Here is an 18,327-nt window from a genome sequence, read left to right as displayed (position 1 = left end):
GAAAGAAACGACGAGGGTGACGTCCGCATGTTTAGGTTTTCTTACGATCAGGGGACGATCTCTGCAGCCCGTGATCCACGGCACGCTTCGTCCCCGAACTGAAACATCCTCCGCCCACCATGCCTTCCCTTTGATCGTTTCATGGAGCACTCGATGCGTCGCATAGCCTGCCTGGCCGTCCTGCTGATGCTGACCGTCGCCACGGGCGCGCATGCCCGTCGCGTCATCGTCTTCGTATGGGACGGCATGCGGCCCGACGCCATCAGCGAGGACGACACGCCAAATCTTGCGGCGCTGGCGAAGCGCGGCACGTTCTTCGCGGATCATCATGCGACCTACCCGACCTTCACCATGGTCAATGCGTCCAGTCTCGCCACGGGTTCGTTCCCGGGCACGATCGGGTTCTTCGGCAATCGGTTCTGGGCGCCGGGCGCCAAGGGCTTCGATGCCAAGGGTGTGCCTAGCGACTTCGCCGCGCCGATCTACACGGAAGACTATGCGGTACTGCGCGCACTGGACGATCACTGGAATCATGACCTTCTCCAGGCCCCGACCCTGTTGCAACGGGCGCGGAAGGCCGGACTCAAGACGGCAGTCATCGGCAAGTCCGGCCCGGCGTTCCTGCAGGACCTCCACGAGGGCGGCGCCATCCTCGATGAAAACGTGGCTTTGCCGCTCACGTTCGCCAAGAAGCTGATCGGCGCGGGATTCCCGCTGCCGGCCAATACCGTTCATGCGTACGACGCCGACCGTTTCCACCTGGAACCCGACAACGGCACCCCCACGGCGGCGCTGCCGCTGGCGACGTTGAAGGACGGCAACACCTCGGACGCGTCCGACGCCAGCGGCACGGCGTCCACCGCAGGCAACGCGTATCTCATGCACGTGTTCCTCGAATACGTCTTGCCGGTGGAGAAGCCGGACATCAGCTTCGTCTGGCTGCGCAACCCCGACTCCACGGAACACGCCTACGGCGTGGGCTCACCGAACTTCCATCTGGCACTACGCGCGCAGGACGAACTGCTCGGCAAACTGCAGGCGAAGCTATCGGCCCTGGGCATGGACGGCGATACCGATCTCATCATCGTCTCCGATCACGCGCACAGCACCGTGTCCGGCCCCACCGATCTGTTTCCGTTGCGGACGATTGCCGACGGGCGCGTGGGACGGGTCGATCCAGAATGGGGCTTTGCCACCTCCGGCGCCATTCGCCTGGCGGATGAAATGACCCGCGCAGGCTTCACCGCTTACGACGGCTTCGGTTGCATCTATGCGCCGGTGATGTCCGGCATACGCAGCGATGGCACACAGGTGCGCCCCACCCGTTACGACGATGACGGAAAGCTGTGCGGCAAGCCGGGCCCCTATACGACACCCGCATACAAGGTGCCGGAGACGTTGCCAAAGGACGCCTTCGTCATCGCTCCTAACGGCGGCAGCGAATATCTGTATCTGCCGTCGCACGACAAGGCCGCGCTGCTGAAAGCCGTGCGCTTTCTGCAATCGCAGGAGGCGTTCGGTGCGATCTTCGTCGATGCGCGCTACGGCAAGGTGCCCGGCACGTTGCCGCTGGCGACGGTGCATCTTGCGAACAAGCGTGCGCCGGATATCGTCGCCAGCTACGATTTCGATGCGAACGCCGTGGTGCAGGGCTTCAAGGGCACGGTGTACACCAGCATGTCGAACGAGCGTGGCATGCATGGAAGCTTCAGCCCCATCGATGTGCACAACACCTTGATTGCGAGCGGTCCCGACTTCCGCCAGGCATGGCGCAACGAGCTGCCGAGCGGCAACGTCGACCTGGCGCCGACACTGGCGGCGATACTGAAACTCGACCTGCACGAGGCCGATGGGCGTGTGTTGCGCGAGGCGCTTTCCGGGCACGACGATCGTGGCCTCACCGTTAAACCGGTCGACGTGACCACCGACGCCGCCACCGACCTGACGCTGCGCCGCGTGGACGGTTCGCCCATGACCGGCAGCACTTACCGTTTCGTGCTCAAGACCAAGCGCCTTGAGGACGGAAGCCGGAGCTACACCTATTTCGACGAAGCCAAGGCAGAGCGGGAGTAATTCCCGCCGCCGCACGCATTTCTGCTAGTTTTCCGCCCCGAACCCGCGTCCAACGGATCCCACGATGCTCAAGCACCTCGCCCTGGCCACCTTATCGGCCGCCCTGCTCGCCGCCTGCGCGAGCGCCCCTGCCGGTAAGACGGCCGCGCCCGCCACCGTACGGGACGGCGCGACGTTGGATCTTGCGATCCTCGAAACCACCGATGTTCATTCGAACATCCTCTCGTACGACTACTACAAGCAGAAGGACGACCCGACGCTCGGCTACGAGCGCGTCGCCACGCTGATTCGGCAAGCACGCCACGAGTTCCCCAACACGGTGCTGTTCGACAGCGGCGACACCATCCAGGGCACCGTGCTCGCCGACTACCAGGCACTGGTCAAGCCGCTGGGCTGCGACAGCGAACTCGCCATCTACAAAGCGATGGATGCCGTCGGCTACGACGGCGGCACCGCCGGCAACCATGAGTTCAACTATGGCCTGCCGTTCCTCGCCCAGGTGACCAACACGGCGATGAACGTCGATGGCGTCGAAGCGCGGCAGTGCGCCGGCCCGGCCTTCCCGCTCGTACTGTCCAACGTCTACAGCGCGCTCGACGGCAAGCCGATCTTCAAGCCGTGGACCATCGTCACCAAGACCGTGCAGGCCACCGGCACTGACGGTAAGCCGGTCACCACCACGCTGCGCATCGGCATCATCGGATTTACACCGCCGCCGATTCTCGATTGGGACAAGCGCAATCTCGCCGGCAAGGTTACGGTGGACGGCGTGGTCGAAGCCGCCAACCGCTACATGCCCGAGGTGCTGGCGCAGAAGCCGGATCTCGTCGTCGCGATTCTGCATGGCGGCCTCAATACCGCGCCCTACACGCCGCAGATGGAGAACGGCGGGTGGTATCTCGCTGGCGTGCCGGGCATCGACGCCCTGCTCCTTGGTCACTCGCATACTGAATTCCCTGGCCCTCGCTACGCCGGCATGAAGGACGTCGATGCGAAGCGCGGCATTGTGCGTGGCGTCCCGGCGGTCATGGGCGGCTTCTTCGGCAAGGATCTCGGCGTCATCCGCATGGCGCTCAAGCGTGACGGCGGCCGCTGGGTCGTGCAGAAGGACGAGAGCCGCAGCGAAGTGCGCCCCATCTGCCCGAAGAAGAACGAATGCGTGGCGCCGGACCCGAGCATCGCGCCAATCGTTCGCGAGGCGCACGAGGCCGCCATGGCCTACGTGAACACGCCGATCGGTGCCACCGATCATGCGCTCACCAGCTACTTCGCCGACGAAGGCAACATGTCGGCGATCGCGGTGGTGAACGCCGCGCAGCGTGACTACGCACGCGAGGAACTGGCGCGCACGCATCCCGAATGGCGCGACGTGCCGGTGCTCTCGGCCGCGTCGGCATTCCGCACCGGCTTCGGCGGACCGGAAGACTTCACCGATGTGCCCAAGGGCCCGATGACCATCCGCAACGCAGCGGACCTGTACTTCTATCCGAACACGCTCGCGGCAGTGAAGATCGATGGTGCGGGCGTCAAGGCCTGGCTGGAAAAGACGGCCACCCGCTTCAATCGCATCGATCCTTCGAAGGACGGCGAGCAACCGCTGATCGGCAAGCTCACGGGCTACAACTTCGACCAGATGCAGGGCGGCATCAGCTACGTCATCGACCTGTCGAAGCCCGAGGGCGAGCGGATCACCAACCTCCGCTACAAGGGCAAGCCGATCAAGCCCTCGCAGCCGTTCATCGTGGTCACCAACAACTACCGCGCCAGCGGCGGCGGTGAGTTCCCCGGCCTGACCGGCGACAACATCGTGCTGAGCGCGCCGGACGGCAACCGCGAAGTCGTGATCCACTGGCTGGAGGCGAAGAAGACGCTGACGCAGAAGGACGTGGAAAAGCGCTCGTGGTCGTTCGCACCGTTGAAGACCCGCGGCGCGATCACCTTCACCTCGGCCAGCGGCAAGGAAGACGTGGCGAAAGACCTCAACCTGCCCATCCGCCAGGTGCGCGACAACGGCGACGGCACGGCTGTGTACGCCATCGATCTTTCGGCGCGCTGAGCCAGCGTCATAACGGGTGTCATGCGTGCCTCGGCCGAACGGCCGAGGTACGCGCCCATTGACAAGCCGGTTTCGGCCGGCATAACGTCGGCCCATGCATCCTCATTCGCCAGCGCCGCGTTCCACCCCGACCCCTGCGGTCGGCGCGCTTGCGTTCCTCACTGTCGCCACGACTACCACCACGACCACTACCCCGGTCGGAGGATCGGAGTCCGTGCGCGCCTAGTTCCTTGTCGCTACCGGCCCCGACCTCCCGCAGAACGGGACGGTGCCGAACGACAGCCCCACTCCCGCCTGACGTGACTTGAAGGGCCTCTCATCGGAGGCTTTCATCGTGTCCATCGCCATCGTTCCCCCTCTGTCACCGCGGCCGGCGGCACCCGTGCGCGCGGTGTCGGGGCCTCTCGTCGTCAACGTCGGCGTGGTCGGACCCGGTAAGGTCGGCAGCGCCCTGCTCAGCCAGCTTCGCCTCGCCGCACCGCGTCTCCTCCGCGATTGCGGGCTCGAACTTCGCGTCCGCGGGGTGAGCGACAGCCGGCACATGTGGCTCGATTGCGACGATGAAGCGCTGAACGGCCGCACCCACGGGGCGCAGACCTGGCGGCCGGCGGCTCTGGACGCGTTCGCTGCTCACGTGGCGGGCCATCACGGTGAAATGGCGGTACTCGCCGATTGCAGCGCCAGCGACGTCGTCGCCGACTGGTACGCCGCATGGCTGGCCGCCGGCATCCACGTCGTCACGCCCAACAAGCGGGCGGCCAGCGGCTCGCTCGAGCGGTGGCGGCGCATCGGCGCCGCCGCCCAGTCCAGCGGCGCCCACCTTGGCTACGAAGGCACCGTCGGCGCCGGGCTGCCCGTCGTGCAGACGTTGCGCGATCTCGTGGACACGGGTGACGAACTCGCCGCCGTGGAGGGCATGCTGTCCGGCACGCTGGCCTGGCTGTTCAACCGCTTCGACGGGTCCGTGCCGTTCTCGGCGCTTGTGCGCGAGGCGCACGCGATGGGCTATACGGAGCCGGACCCGCGTGACGATCTGTCCGGCATGGACGTGGCGCGCAAGCTGGTGATCCTTGCCCGCGAGGCCGGCCTGGCGCTGTCGCTGGACGACGTCTCCGTCGCCAGCCTGATTCCGCCCGACCTTGCGGACTGCTCGCGCGACGAGTTCATGGAACGCCTCGGGGAAATGGACGCCCCGATGGCGAGCCGACTGGCGGAAGCGCGGCAGGCGGGTGGCGTGCTCCGCCACGTGGCGCGACTCGACGGGGCGCGCGCTTCCGTGGGCATCCAGGTCGTCGAACCCGGCCACGCGTTTGCGCATGCGCGCCTTACCGACAACGTGGTCCGCTTCGCGACGCGCCGTTACTGCGACAATGCGCTGGTCGTCCAAGGGCCGGGTGCCGGCCCCGAGGTCACGGCGGCAGCGGTGTTCGCCGATCTGCTGCGCGTGGCGGGCGCGATGGGAGTAAAACGATGCGCATGCTGAAAGACCCCTCCTCGCCACAGGCCCGTGCGGACATCGCTGAGGCCGAGGCATACGCCAGTGTCGGCAATGTCGGCATCGGCTTCGACATCCTCGGCCACACCGTGGCGGGCGCGGGAGATCGCGCGCAGGTGCGCCGCATTCCGGAGCGCGAGGTACGCATCGCGTCCATCGACGGGGTGGTGACCGACCTGCCGCTGGATGCGCCGTCCAACACGGCTGGCGCCGCATTGCTGTCGATGCAGCGCGGGCTGGACCTGCCCTACGGATTCGAACTCGTCCTGCACAAGGGCATCGCGCTTGGCTCGGGCATGGGCGGTTCGGCGGCATCCTGTGTGGCGGCCGTCGTCGCCGCCAATGCCTTGCTCGATGAACCGCTAATGCGCGAGGCGCTCTACGATTTCGCCCTCGACGGCGAGTTGGTCGCCAGCGGCAGCCGGCACGGCGACAACCTGGGGCCGATGCTCATCGGCGGCCTGGTGCTCGCGACGGATACGCGCCTCGTGCGCATCCCCGTCCCCGGTGAATGGCATTGCGCACTGGTGCATCCGCACGTGGTGCTGGAGACCCGCCGCGCGCGCGCCGCGCTGGCCGGCGCCTATGCTCTCGGCGAATTCGTCGCGCAAAGCGCCAACCTCGCCCTGGTGCTGGCAGGCTGCTACCGCGGCGAAGCCGCTCTGGTACGGGAAGGACTGGCGGACGTACTGGTGGAGCCACGCCGTGCGCCGCTGATTCCAGGCTTTGCGCAGGTCAAGCAGGCCGCGCTCGATCACGGCGCCATGGGCGCCAGCATTTCCGGTGCCGGCCCCAGCGTGTTCGGCTGGTTCGAGGATCGTGCGTCCGCCGAGGCCGCCTCGCGCGATATGCGCGCCGCGTTCGCCGCGGCAGGCCACGACAGCGACGTACTGGTCGCGCCGATCGACGGCCCCGCCGCACGGGTGCTCTGACATGCGCTATGTGAGTACGCGCGGCATCGCGCCGCCGGTCGGTCTGTCGGATGCCATCGCCGCGGGGCTGGCCCCTGACGGAGCGCTGTACGTTCCCGAACGCATGCCCCACGTGGACACGCCAGCCGCGGACGGAAGCCTCGCCGACACGGCGACGCACCTGCTCGCGCCGTTCTTCGAGGGCGATGCGCTCGCGGACGATCTACCCGCTATCTGCGCCGACGCCTTTGCCTTTCCTGCCCCGCGCGTTGCGCTGCCGATCGAAGGCGCGCACCTGCTGGAGCTTTTCCACGGGCCAACGGCTGCCTTCAAGGACTTCGGTGCGCGATTTCTTGCGGCCTGCCTGAGCCGGCTCGCTCGACGCGACGACCGTCATCTGACGATCCTCGTTGCCACCTCCGGCGACACCGGTGCCGCCGTGGGTGCGGCCTTTCATGGCCTGCCCGGCGTCCGCGTGGCGATTCTCTATCCGGATCGCCGCGTGTCCCCGCGCCAGGCGCATCAACTCGGAAGTTTCGGCGGCAACGTGCGCGCGCTGCGTATCGAAGGCAGCTTCGACGACTGCCAGCGACTGGTCAAAGGCGCGCTGGCCGATGTCGCCCTGCAGGCCGACGTGCCGATGTCATCGGCGAACAGCATCAGCCTCGGACGTCTGCTGCCGCAGATGGCCTATTTCGCTCACGCCTCGCTTCAGGCAGACGAGCCGATGCACACGATCGTGCCCACCGGCAACCTGGGCAACGCCGTGGCGTGCCTCTGGGCCCGCACAGTGGGCCTGCCGATCGGTGAGGTGATCTTCGCCTGCAACGCCAATGCCACGCTGCCCGAATTCTTCGCCGGCCGGCCGTATCACGCGCGCGATGCCGTACCCACCATCGCCAATGCCATGGACGTGGGCGCGCCGAGCAACTTCGAACGCCTGCGCCATCTTTTCGGCAGCGATGACGAAACGCGACGGAACGGCCAGGCCGAAAGCGTGGACGATGCGGAGATCCGCGACACCATTCGCCGCCATGCCGCCAGCGACGGCACGATCGTGTGCCCCCACACGGCCACCGCCCTTCGCGTCTTCGAACGGCGCCGCCTCGCAGGCGATCGCCGGCCCTGGACCCTCGCCGCGACCGCGCATCCCGCGAAATTCGATACCGTCGTGGAGCCGCTGATCGGCGGCACGGTGCCGGTGCCCGAGGCGCTGGCGTCGATGCTATCGCGGCCCGCTTCCGCGGAGCCGATGGCGGCGGATGGGCGTCTTTTCTCATCGTGGCTGCGTGCTTGGTGAGTTGGGTGCATGGTTGTGCTCTCGTCAACCTGCTATCGCGGCAACGGGTAGTCGCCTCGCCGCTTCCATGCTCCGTGGGCTTCTCGCCGCTATAGCGGCTCCCACAATCTCGATGTGACCGCCGTCTCAGAAAGAGCTGGCCAAAAAGGTGCCCATCGCAAGGTTTCTTGTAGGCGCATTCCTACCGGACGCGCTGGACGTCGGCGATTTCCAGGCACTTGCCTGGCAAACAAATCCAGAGCACCGCACGGTCTCACGAATTCGCATTTTCGTGCCGGCTTGGCGCGCAAGTAGGCTCGGCCTACGGTCGTCGCTGCAGGGGAATTTCAAGGAAGTGAATTCATGAAGAGTCATATTGCTCTGACCGTCGCCATTACTCTTGCCACGAGCGTCGTAAGCATCCCAGCGTTCGCCGGATCAAGCGTGCCAGTCACCGTAAGACCCGACTTAATGCCGACATGCGGTGGTGACGATGGCGGCGGCGACCCGTGGCAGGACCTTCGCACAACCCGGAACTCGAAGTCGTTGAATCTCACGGCGAGCGCCCGGCAAGCCATAACCACGCATGCGCCGACAGGCGCGACAGTGGCGGTGATTGGAGCGGACGAGAGGGCCGTACTTTGGCGACGTCATTGAGGCGAATTTCGCCGCAGCCTCCACCGAACAGTTGATCAGCCGACTCTCGGACAAAGAACTCGCCGCGATCGCGAAGCACTATCAGCGCACACGCGGCACCCAGGACACCCCACTGCTGGCGATCTTCGCGAAGCGGTTGAGTGATAAGGCCCTGTTGCGTGTCGCCGACGCGTTCGACAAGACGGCCGTGAGTGCAGCCGTCACCAAGTACTCGGGCAGTGAAGTGCGTGCGTCGTTCGCCGCGCAAGTATCCACGGTGCGGCCTGCCCTGCTCCCTGGAGGCCCCGGCGAGGGCGGCGGTGGCGGGTCAGGTGGCGGCGGAAGCGCGGGCGGTGGCGCGGCTGCCGCGCCGACCACCGACATGACCCTGGAGGAAATCTACCTCGATTTCCGCACCGCGCCCGTGGGCAGTCTGAGCCCCGCAAGCGCATTGTCGGAGACGACGCTTTTTGCCTCCCAACGCGTGCTGCCCGCGGCCGCTGCAGGCACCGCGATCGGAACGGGCATCAATTATCTGATTGAAAACTACGATCCGAGCCTGGGTGACGCGATCGGCGGCACAATCGCCGGCAGTATCGGGGCCGCGCAGGCGGCAATCACGGAAGTCGAGCGTGGCCATTACCAGTCCGCCTACGATGCCTTGTTCGGCTACCCTGTCACGAACACGGGAGGCGCGACGGTGCAGTTTGACGCGGACTGGAACGTCGCGGAGCCGATGCAGGATTACTACGATGCCGGCGGTGGTTGCGGTTGGTGACGGAAGAGGCGACATGACAATGTCCGGATCACGAAGCACGGTTGTTTGGGCCCTTGTGTTCGCTGTGGGGGGTGTCGGTTACGCGTTGTGGCGACCGGCACCTGCCAACTTCCTGCTTATGGCGTCAATGCTGCTACTAGCATGGAACATGGCGTTTACGCCCGGGCCACCGGTGCGTAGCACCATGCGCGGCATTTATGCCGGGGCCCGCGAAGGGAGCTATCGCACGTCGACGACGTCGAAACTCGTCACGGCTGCCGCGATCTTGCTGTTCCTGGCCGGCATTTACATGAACGTCATGCACTAAGAAATCGGCCGAGAATTCAGCCAACAGTGTCGTCTGGACTTGTACTGGACTTCTCGGCCGATGCTTCCCTCTCCTGGCTCGATGGCGGGAGGAGAACCATTCCAAGAGGCGTCACTTCATCGCAGGTGGAGCGAATGATGCGCGCGAAGCAGGCGGCTTCCGTGCCCCGAAGGCGTCATGGCGCGAGGGACACTTGCTCATGCAGGGCCGCCGAGGGCGCCACGGACGTCCGTAGGCTCGCTGCGAGTCCCGAGAAGCAGTTTACTGAGCCCTGTAGCAGCTCCCGCGATTCGCCTTGCCGTGGCGCCATACCACTTGTGCAAAGCCCGCATGCCACGGGCTCTGACGCGGCAAACCACGGGATCGGGCGTCTAGCCGTCCAAACGTCCTAGGAAAAGGTTTCGTTCGAAAGTGTTGACACGCGTCGGTGAAGTGGCATACGGTCGATCACATGACGCAGCGCAACACCCATGGCCGCATTGCCCCGAACCGACTTACGTCGGTAACCGGCAAGCTGCGTCTCGGCAGCGGCCTCCTTCTTATTAGCCTTGTACTTATTACCTGCGGAGGTGCGGGCTGAGGGCAAGTGTCCAGGTGAAATAAGAGAACGACCTGAAGACTCCCAAAGAACCCCGCACCCGGTAACGGATGCGGGGTTTTTTATTGCCCGGCCCGCCTCATTCACGAGCGGAGCCACACACATGAAACCAACACACCAGGACAGCACCGACAACGTCGAAAGCGACGTAGACGGGCGCGTGCGCATCTTCGACACCACCTTGCGCGACGGCGAGCAAGCCCCGGGCTTCTCGATGGACCGGCGCGCGAAGTTGCGCATGGCGCATGCCCTGGAGGCGTTGGGGGTCGATATCATCGAAGCAGGCTTCCCGCAGGCCTCACCCGATGATTTCGCCGCGGTTGCCGAGATCGCGAGGACGCTGAAAACGCCCACGATCGCCGCGCTGGCCCGATGTCAGGAAGCCGATATCGACAGCGCTGGCAGAGCACTGGAAGGCGCCAGACACTCACGGATCCATCTGTTTCTGTCCACGTCTCCCCTGCATCGAGAACACAAGCTGGGGAAGAGCAAGCAACAAGTCATCGACATCGCCGCCAGCGCGATCCAACGGGCCAAGGCTCTGGCCCACGAAGTCGAATTCTCCGCCGAAGACGCACTGCGCACCGAGCCGGAATTCCTCGCCGAGATCTTCTCGGTCGCCGTCGAAGCCGGCGCCAGCGTACTCAACGCTCCCGACACCGTCGGCTACGTCACCCCTACCGAAATCACCCGCATGTTCACCTACCTGCGCGAGCACGTCCGCGGAGCGGACAAGGTCGTGTTCTCCGCGCACTGCCACGACGACCTGGGCATGGCCGTCGCCAACAGCCTCGCCGCGATCGCCGCCGGCGCGCGGCAGGTGGAATGTACGATCAACGGCATCGGCGAGCGCGCAGGCAATGCCGCGCTGGAAGAAGTGGTGATGGCGCTGCACACGCGCCGCCCGCTGTTTCGTGTCGACACCGGCATCGTCACCCAGCACCTGTATCCAACCTCGCGCCTGCTGGCGGAAGTTACCGGACAGCCGGTACCGCGCAACAAGGCCATCGTCGGTGACAACGCCTTCGCACACGAGTCGGGCATCCATCAGCACGGGATGCTGAAGCACCGCGGCACCTACGAAATCATGCGGCCTCAAGACGTCGGCGCGAAAACGTCGCTGGTCCTCGGCAAGCACTCCGGACGTCACGCGCTGCGCCAGCGCCTGGAAGAACTGGAATACGACCTGGACGAAGCAACGCTCGATGCCGTCTTCGAGCGGTTCAAAAACCTTACAGACAAACAGCGTTCCATCACCAACGATGACCTCGTCGCGCTGATGGACAAGCACCGAAACAACCACCACACCGCCGCCGTCGCGGTCGAGTCCTGAAGGAGTAACCATGGAAGCCCCGACCCACCTCTGGCACAACGGTCGCATCAAGACCTGGGCCGATGCCACTGTCCACGTCGGCGCGCATGCGCTGCATTACGGTTCGTCCGTGTTCGAAGGCATTCGCGTCTACGCAACGCCGGACGGTCCGCGCTATTTCCGCCTGGAAGAACACACCGAGCGCCTGTTTCACTCCGCGCGCGTGTATGACCTGACCATGTCCTACGACGCGGCGACGCTCAATCGCGCCTGCTGCGAGGTCATCGTCGCCAACGGCCTGACCTCGGCTTACGTCCGCCCCATCGTGTTCCGCAGCGGATTCACCTTCAGCCTCGCCCCGGCGCTCGATACGGCGGTGGACGTCGCCATCATCGCGCTGCCTTGGGGGGCGTATCACGGCGCCGACGCCATCGAGCAAGGGGTGGATGTCTGCGTCTCCTCGTGGAATCGCGCAGCACCGAACACGTATCCGAGCGGTGCGAAAGCCGGCGGCAATTACCTCAACAGCCAGCTCATCGCGCGCGAGGCGATCAACGGCGGTTATGCCGAAGGCATCGCACTCGGTACCGACGGACTGCTGAGCGAGGGCGCGGGCGAAAATCTGTTCATCGTGCGCAAGGGTGTCATCTACACGCCGCCCGCCGCATCGTCGATTCTCTGCGGCATCACCCGCGACTCGGTGCTGACCCTCGCGCGCGAGCGCGGCTACGCCGTCGTCGAACAGGCGCTGCCGCGCGAAATGCTCTACTTCGCCGACGAAGTGTTCATGACCGGCACCGCGGCGGAAGTGACGGCGGTGCGCTCGGTCGATCGCAAGCCGGTGGGCACGGGTCGACCGGGCCCCATCACGCGGCAACTGCAGGCGGATTTCTTCGGACTGTTCGACGGCCGCACCGAAGATCGCTGGGGCTGGCTCACGCCCGTCGAGGATGCGACCGCCGGGAGGGCCGCGGCATGAGCGCACGCACCCTGTTCGACAAGCTGTGGGACACACACCAGGTGGTGGCCGAGACCGAGGCCACGCCGGGCGTGCTCTACATCGACCTGCACATGGTCCACGAGGTCACTTCGCCGCAGGCCTTCGACGAATTGCGCAGCCGTGGACTGAAGGTTCGTCGTCCGGATCGCACGCTGGCGACACTGGATCATTCCACGCCCACACTGCCGCCCGACGCCAACGGCAAGCGACCGTATTACACGCCGGAAGCCGAAGCCCAGGTCGCAAAACTCGAATCCAACGTGCGCGAGTTCGGCATCGACCTGATGGGCTGGGACAGCCCGCAGCGCGGCATCGTCCACGTGGCCGGCCCGGAGGTAGGTGCGACGCAACCGGGCATGACGATCGTCTGCGGCGACAGCCACACCGCCACGCATGGCGCCTTCGGCGCACTGGCGTTCGGCATCGGCACGACCGAGGTCGGCCACGTGCTCGCCACCCAATGCCTACTCCAGCGCAAGCCGAAGTCGTTCGCCATCCACGTGGATGGCGCACTGCAGGACGGCGTCACCGCCAAGGACCTCATCCTGCACATCATCGGCACCATCGGTATCGGCGGCGGCACCGGCCATGTCATCGAATACACCGGCGAGGCGATCCGCGCGCTGTCGATGGAAGAGCGCATGACGGTGTGCAACATGTCGATCGAAGCCGGCGCTCGTGCCGGGCTCATCGCACCGGACGACACCACCTTCGCCTGGCTCGAAGGCCGCGAGCGCGTGCCGAAGGGTGAAGCATGGGACCGCGCCGTCGCCTACTGGCGCACCTTGCCGACCGACGAAGGCGCGCGCTACGACCGCGAGGTACGCATCGACGCGTCGACCATCCAGCCCTCGGTCACCTATGGCACGCACCCGGGCATGGTCGTTTCGATTCATGCGCCCGTGCCTGCAGCCACCGATGCGTTGGAACAGCGCGCGCTGGATTACATGCAGGTCACCGCCGGCAAGTCGATTGCGGGCGAACCGGTGGACGTCGTCTTCATCGGTAGTTGCACGAATGGCCGACTGTCCGACCTGCGCGCTGCCGCGGCCATCCTGCGCGGCCGCCGCGTGGCGAGCCGTGTCCGCATGCTGGTAGTGCCGGGTTCGGAACAGGTGCGCCGCGATGCGGAGCGCGAAGGCCTGCACGAGGTCTTCCGTGCGGCCGGCGCCGAATGGCGTGAGCCGGGTTGCTCCATGTGCATCGCCATGAACGGCGACCTCGCCCAGCCCGGGCAGCTCGTCGTCGCCACCAGCAACCGCAACTTCGAAGGTCGCCAAGGCAAGGGGGCACGCACCGTGCTGGCCAGCCCGCTGGTGGCCGCCGCGTCCGCCGTCGCCGGCCACGTCGCCGATCCCCGCGAGTACATGACCCAGGAAGTAGCCGCATGAGCCCGACCCTTCGCCCGCTGACCTACGTGCATTCCCGTACAGCGGTACTGCGCAACGAGAACATCGACACCGACCGGATCATCCCGGCGCGGTTCCTGACCACCACCGAACGCACCGGCCTGGGCAAGCATTGCTTCGAGGACTGGCGCTACGCCGCCGACGGCAGCGACGATCCTGCCTTTCCGCTCAACCGACCCGAGGCGCGCGGTTGTTCCATTCTCGTCGCGGGTCGCAACTTTGGTTGCGGCTCGTCGCGCGAGCACGCGCCCTGGGCATTGCTCGACTACGGCATTCGCGCGGTGATCTCCAACGAGATCGCCGACATCTTCCGTGGCAACTCGCTGAAGAACGGCCTGCTCGCCATCGTGGTGAGCGACGCCGAGCATCGCTGGCTGCTCGATAACCCGGGTGTGGAACTGCGCATCGACATCGCGGAAGGCACCATCCGCCTCCCCGACGGCGGCAACCTACGTTTCGATCTCGATGCGTTCTCGCGTCACTGCCTGTTGAACGGCGTCGACCAGCTCGGCTTTCTGCTGCAGCAGGAGAGCGCCATCGCCGCCTACGAACAACGCATGGAGGCGGCGGCATGAAGGCTTCCATCGTCGTGTTGCCGGGTGACGGCATCGGTCCTGAGGTCGCTTCGGCTGGCGTTGCGGTGCTGCGTCAGATCGCGACGCGCTTCGGCCACGAATTCACCTTTGCAGAGCACGCTATCGGTGGCGATGCGATCGACCGCTTCGGCGATCCACTGCCGCCGCAGACCCGCGAGGCCTTGCTCGCCGCGGACGCTGTGCTGCTCGGCGCCGTTGGTGGCCCGAAATGGTCCGATCCGAATGCGCCGGTTCGCCCGGAGCAAGGCCTGCTGGCGATGCGCAAGCTGCTCGGCGTGTTCGCCAACGTGCGGCCGTTGAAGCTGCATCCGCGCACCGCGGCACTCTCGCCGCTGAAACCCGAGCGTACCAAGGGCGTCGACCTCGTCTTCATCCGCGAACTCACCGGCGGCATCTACTTCGGCGCAAAGACCCGCAGCGAGCACGACGCCACCGACGAGTGCCGCTATAGCGTCGAGGAGATCGAGCGCGTGGTGCGTCACGCCTTCGCGCTGGCCCGCACGCGCCGCCGCAAGGTCACCTCGGTGGACAAGGCCAACGTGCTCGAAACCTCGCGGCTGTGGCGCTCGGTCGCCACGCGCGTCGCGGCGGACTTTCCGGACGTGGCGCTGGAACACCAACTGGTCGATTCCATGGCGATGCATCTGCTGACGCGGCCCGCCGACTACGACGTGATCGTGACCGAGAACATGTTCGGCGACATCCTGACCGACGAGGCGTCGGTACTCGCAGGTTCGTTGGGACTGTCGCCGTCGGCGTCGATTGGCGGTCCCGGCGCGGGCGTGTACGAACCGATCCACGGTTCTGCGCCCGACATCGCCGGGCAATCGCTCGCGAACCCGCTCGGCACGATCCTCTCCGCCGCAATGCTGCTGCGTCATTCGCTCGGGCTCACCGAGGAAGCCGCAGCGGTCGAAGCCGCCGTGGACCACGTCCTCGAACACGCCGATCTCACCCGCGATCTCGGCGGCACGGCCACCACGCATGCCGTGACCCGCGCCGTGATCGAAGCCTGTAACGCCAAGGCGGAGGCCGCATGACAACGAAGAAGATCCCCATTCGCACGCTGCGCAGCGATGCGATCAAGACAGGTCCCGATCGCGCACCGGCGCGGGCCATGCTGCGCGCCACCGGCCTCGACGACGAAGCCATTGCCCGGCCGATGGTCGCCATCGTGCACAGCTGGTCCAATGTCTCGCCGTGCAACCTCAACCTGCGCGATCTCGCCGAAGCCGCCGCCGAAGGCGTGCGGGCGGCAGGTGGCACGCCGGTGGAGTTCAACACCATCGCGGTCACCGACGGCATCGCCATGGGCACGTCGGGCATGCGTTCCTCGCTGGTCAGCCGCGAAGTGATCACCGACTCCATCGAACTGGCCGTGGATGGTCATTGCCTCGACGCGATGGTGGTCCTCTGCGGTTGCGACAAGACCATCCCCGCCGCAGCCATGGCGCTTGCGCGACTGAATATTCCCGGCGTCGCGTTGTACGGCGGCAGCATCGACCACGGCAGCCGCAACGGTTGCCCGATCACGGTGCAGGAAGTCTTCGAGGCCGTGGGCGCACATGGCGCCGGCAAGATCGACGACGCCGAACTGGACGACGTCGAGCGCCATGCTTGTCCCGGCGCAGGCGCGTGCGGCGGCCAGTTCACCGCGAACACGATGGCAATGGTGCTCACCACGCTCGGCTTGTCGCCGGTAGGCCTGAACGACATTCCCGCTACCGCGCCTGCAAAGCGCGACGCTGCCTTCCGTTGCGGAGAGCTGGCGATGGCATGCCTGGAAGCGAATCGCCGCCCGCGCGACGTCATGACCCGAGCCGCATTCGACAACGCCGCACGCATGGTCGCCGCTACGGCGGGCTCCACCAACGCCGTGCTGCATCTGCTCGCCATGGCCAACGAGGCGCGCGTGCCGCTGTCCATCGAGGACTTCGAACCGGCCTCCGCGCATACGCCCGTGATCGCCGACCTGAAACCGGGTGGCCGGTACAGCGCCGTCGAACTGACCGCCGCGGGTGGTACGGCGATCGTCGCTCGTGCGCTGCGCGAAGCCGGACTGATCGCTGATACCCAGACGGTGACGGGCCGCACCCTCTTCGAGGAACTCGACGCGGCGCCTGCCGCGACGGAAGGCCAGCAGGTCGTGCGTTCCGTCGAGAATGCCTTCAAGCCGCGCGGTGGCTACAGCATCCTGTACGGCAATCTCTCGCCCGAGGGTTGCATCCTCAAGCTGGCCGGTCATGGCCGCACGAGCCACGCTGGGCCCGCACGCGTGTTCGAGAGCGAGGAAGAAGCATTCGCGGCCGTGCAAGCCGGACGCATCCGTGCCGGCGACATCATGGTGATCCGCAACGAAGGCCCCGCCGGTGGTCCCGGCATGCGCGAGATGCTCGCGGTCACGGCCGCACTGGTCGGACGCGGTCTGGGCAACGACGTCGCGCTCATCACCGACGGCCGTTTCAGCGGCGCCACGCACGGCTTCATGGTCGGTCACATCGCGCCGGAGGCGGCACGTGGCGGACCGATCGGCCTGCTGCGTGAGGGCGATGCGATCTTCATCGATGCATCCACGCGTGAGCTGCGCACCGATGCCGATCTGGCATCGCGCCGTGCCGCATGGCGACCGGCACCTCCGAAAGTCACGCGCGGAGTCCTTGCGAAATACGCGCGCCTGGTCGGCTCTGCCGCCGAAGGCGCGGTCACCCAAGCCTTCGACGACGCGCCCATCGCGTCACCTCGCGCGCGCCGCGAGATCGAGGACGAAGACCTGAGCCAGGAACTGATCGGCAACTGATCCCTCCCGCACCGCTATTCGTTTCGCCTTCCGTTTCGAACATCCCAAGGAGACACCTCGTGACCGATATCCAAGCCACTACCGCTCCGCTGCAGAACGCCCGTATCGCCGTGCTCGGCTACGGCAGCCAGGGTCGCGCGCATGCGCTGAACCTCAAGGATTCCGGACTCGACGTCGTGGTCGGGCTGCGTCCGGGCGGCCCGTCGTGGAGCCGCGCCTATGTCGATGGCTTCGCCGTGGCGGAACCCGCCGACGCCGTGCGCGGCGCCGACCTCGTGGCCGTGCTGACACCGGACATGACCCAGCCCGCCATCTACGAAAACGCCATCGCTCCGAACATGAAACCCGGTGCGACACTGCTCTTCGCCCACGGCTTCAACGTGCACTTCGGCCAGATCAAGCCCCGCGAGGACATCGACGTCGTGCTGGTGGCCCCGAAGGGACCGGGTGCACTGGTTCGTCGCGAGTACGAGATCGGTCGCGGCGTGCCCTGCCTGTACGCCGTGCATCAGGACGCCACCGGCAAGGCCGCGGAGCGCGCCACCGCATACGCGGCGGGCATCGGCGGCGCACGCGCCATGCTGATCGAAACGGACTTCAAGGAAGAGACCGAGACCGACCTGTTCGGCGAACAGGCCGTGCTTTGCGGCGGCGCGTCCGAACTGGTCATCAAGGGTTTCGAAACGCTCGTCGAAGCGGGCTACCGGCCCGAGATTGCCTACTACGAAGTCATGCACGAGCTGAAGCTGATCGTGGACCTGTTCTACGAAGGCGGCCTCGCCCGCATGCTCGAATTCGTGTCGGAAACGGCGCAGTACGGCGATTACACCCGCGGCCCGCGCGTGGTGGACGAAGGCACGAAGGAACGCATGAAGGGCGTGCTCAAGGACATCCAGGATGGCACTTTCGCCCGCGAATGGACGGCCGAATACAAGGCCGGCCTGCCGAACTACAAGGCACTCAAGCAACGCGATCTGGACCACCCCATCGAGAAGGTCGGCGCGCAGCTTCGCGCACGCATGCCGTGGCTCGCCGCGAACCAGCCGAAGCCGGCAGCAGAACCCGCCAAGGCGGAATGAG

General features: G+C 66.1%; 14 protein-coding genes. All 14 read left to right on the top strand.

The window, feature by feature from the left end:
- The first annotated feature begins 153 nt into the window (after nucleotides 1-153).
- The 14 genes from IM816_RS01205 to ilvC all read left to right on the top strand — a co-directional run bounded on the left by IM816_RS01205 (nucleotide 154) and on the right by ilvC (nucleotide 18,326).
- On the top strand, nucleotides 154-2,073 hold the full coding sequence (locus IM816_RS01205) for an alkaline phosphatase family protein (RefSeq protein ID WP_250339458.1): 1,920 nt from the start codon (nucleotides 154-156) through the stop codon (nucleotides 2,071-2,073).
- A gap of 64 nt (nucleotides 2,074-2,137) precedes the next feature.
- Nucleotides 2,138-4,129, top strand: coding sequence for a bifunctional 2',3'-cyclic-nucleotide 2'-phosphodiesterase/3'-nucleotidase (locus IM816_RS01200; RefSeq protein ID WP_250339457.1), 1,992 nt, complete (start codon nucleotides 2,138-2,140; stop codon nucleotides 4,127-4,129).
- A 334-nt stretch (nucleotides 4,130-4,463) separates the two neighbouring features.
- The gene (locus IM816_RS01195) at nucleotides 4,464-5,612 is read left to right on the top strand and encodes a homoserine dehydrogenase family protein (RefSeq protein ID WP_425602600.1); all 1,149 of its coding nucleotides are present in this window, start codon (nucleotides 4,464-4,466) and stop codon (nucleotides 5,610-5,612) included.
- A complete protein-coding gene (locus IM816_RS01190; protein ID WP_425602625.1) occupies nucleotides 5,606-6,556 on the top strand; it encodes a homoserine kinase in 951 nt (316 codons plus the stop codon). Before IM816_RS01195 ends, IM816_RS01190 begins: the two co-directional genes overlap by 7 nt.
- 1 nt (nucleotide 6,557) lies before the next feature.
- The gene (thrC, locus tag IM816_RS01185; RefSeq protein ID WP_250339455.1) at nucleotides 6,558-7,835 is read left to right on the top strand and encodes a threonine synthase; all 1,278 of its coding nucleotides are present in this window, start codon (nucleotides 6,558-6,560) and stop codon (nucleotides 7,833-7,835) included.
- 595 nt (nucleotides 7,836-8,430) lie between these two features.
- On the top strand, nucleotides 8,431-9,228 hold the full coding sequence (locus IM816_RS01180; protein WP_250339454.1) for a hypothetical protein: 798 nt from the start codon (nucleotides 8,431-8,433) through the stop codon (nucleotides 9,226-9,228).
- A 184-nt stretch (nucleotides 9,229-9,412) separates the two neighbouring features.
- Complete coding sequence (locus IM816_RS18660; RefSeq protein ID WP_256470211.1) at nucleotides 9,413-9,535, top strand: hypothetical protein; 123 nt, start codon at nucleotides 9,413-9,415, stop codon at nucleotides 9,533-9,535.
- A 701-nt stretch (nucleotides 9,536-10,236) separates the two neighbouring features.
- A complete protein-coding gene (locus IM816_RS01175; RefSeq protein ID WP_425602624.1) occupies nucleotides 10,237-11,466 on the top strand; it encodes a 2-isopropylmalate synthase in 1,230 nt (409 codons plus the stop codon).
- A 10-nt stretch (nucleotides 11,467-11,476) separates the two neighbouring features.
- Entirely contained in the window at nucleotides 11,477-12,424 is a 948-nt protein-coding gene (locus IM816_RS01170; RefSeq protein ID WP_250339453.1) for a branched-chain amino acid transaminase, read from the top strand.
- A complete protein-coding gene (gene leuC / locus IM816_RS01165; RefSeq protein ID WP_250339452.1) occupies nucleotides 12,421-13,836 on the top strand; it encodes a 3-isopropylmalate dehydratase large subunit in 1,416 nt (471 codons plus the stop codon). Before IM816_RS01170 ends, leuC begins: the two co-directional genes overlap by 4 nt.
- Nucleotides 13,833-14,429 carry a 3-isopropylmalate dehydratase small subunit gene (gene leuD, locus IM816_RS01160; protein ID WP_250339451.1) on the top strand — a complete coding sequence of 199 codons (597 nt, stop codon included), beginning with the start codon at nucleotides 13,833-13,835 and terminating at the stop codon, nucleotides 14,427-14,429. The genes leuC and leuD overlap by 4 nt, the downstream gene beginning before the upstream one ends.
- Nucleotides 14,426-15,490, top strand: a complete 1,065-nt coding sequence (gene leuB / locus IM816_RS01155) for a 3-isopropylmalate dehydrogenase (protein ID WP_250339450.1) — start codon at nucleotides 14,426-14,428, stop codon at nucleotides 15,488-15,490. Before leuD ends, leuB begins: the two co-directional genes overlap by 4 nt.
- Nucleotides 15,487-17,247: a dihydroxy-acid dehydratase gene (ilvD, locus tag IM816_RS01150; RefSeq protein ID WP_250339449.1), complete on the top strand. Its 1,761-nt coding sequence runs from the start codon at nucleotides 15,487-15,489 to the stop codon at nucleotides 17,245-17,247. The genes leuB and ilvD overlap by 4 nt, the downstream gene beginning before the upstream one ends.
- A gap of 59 nt (nucleotides 17,248-17,306) precedes the next feature.
- Nucleotides 17,307-18,326, top strand: coding sequence for a ketol-acid reductoisomerase (ilvC, locus tag IM816_RS01145; RefSeq protein WP_250339448.1), 1,020 nt, complete (start codon nucleotides 17,307-17,309; stop codon nucleotides 18,324-18,326).
- The last annotated feature ends 1 nt before the right edge of the window (nucleotide 18,327 follow it).

The organism is Luteibacter flocculans, assembly GCF_023612255.1.
GTDB lineage: Bacteria > Pseudomonadota > Gammaproteobacteria > Xanthomonadales > Rhodanobacteraceae > Luteibacter > Luteibacter flocculans.
This window is presented reverse-complemented; position numbering and strand designations above follow the sequence as displayed.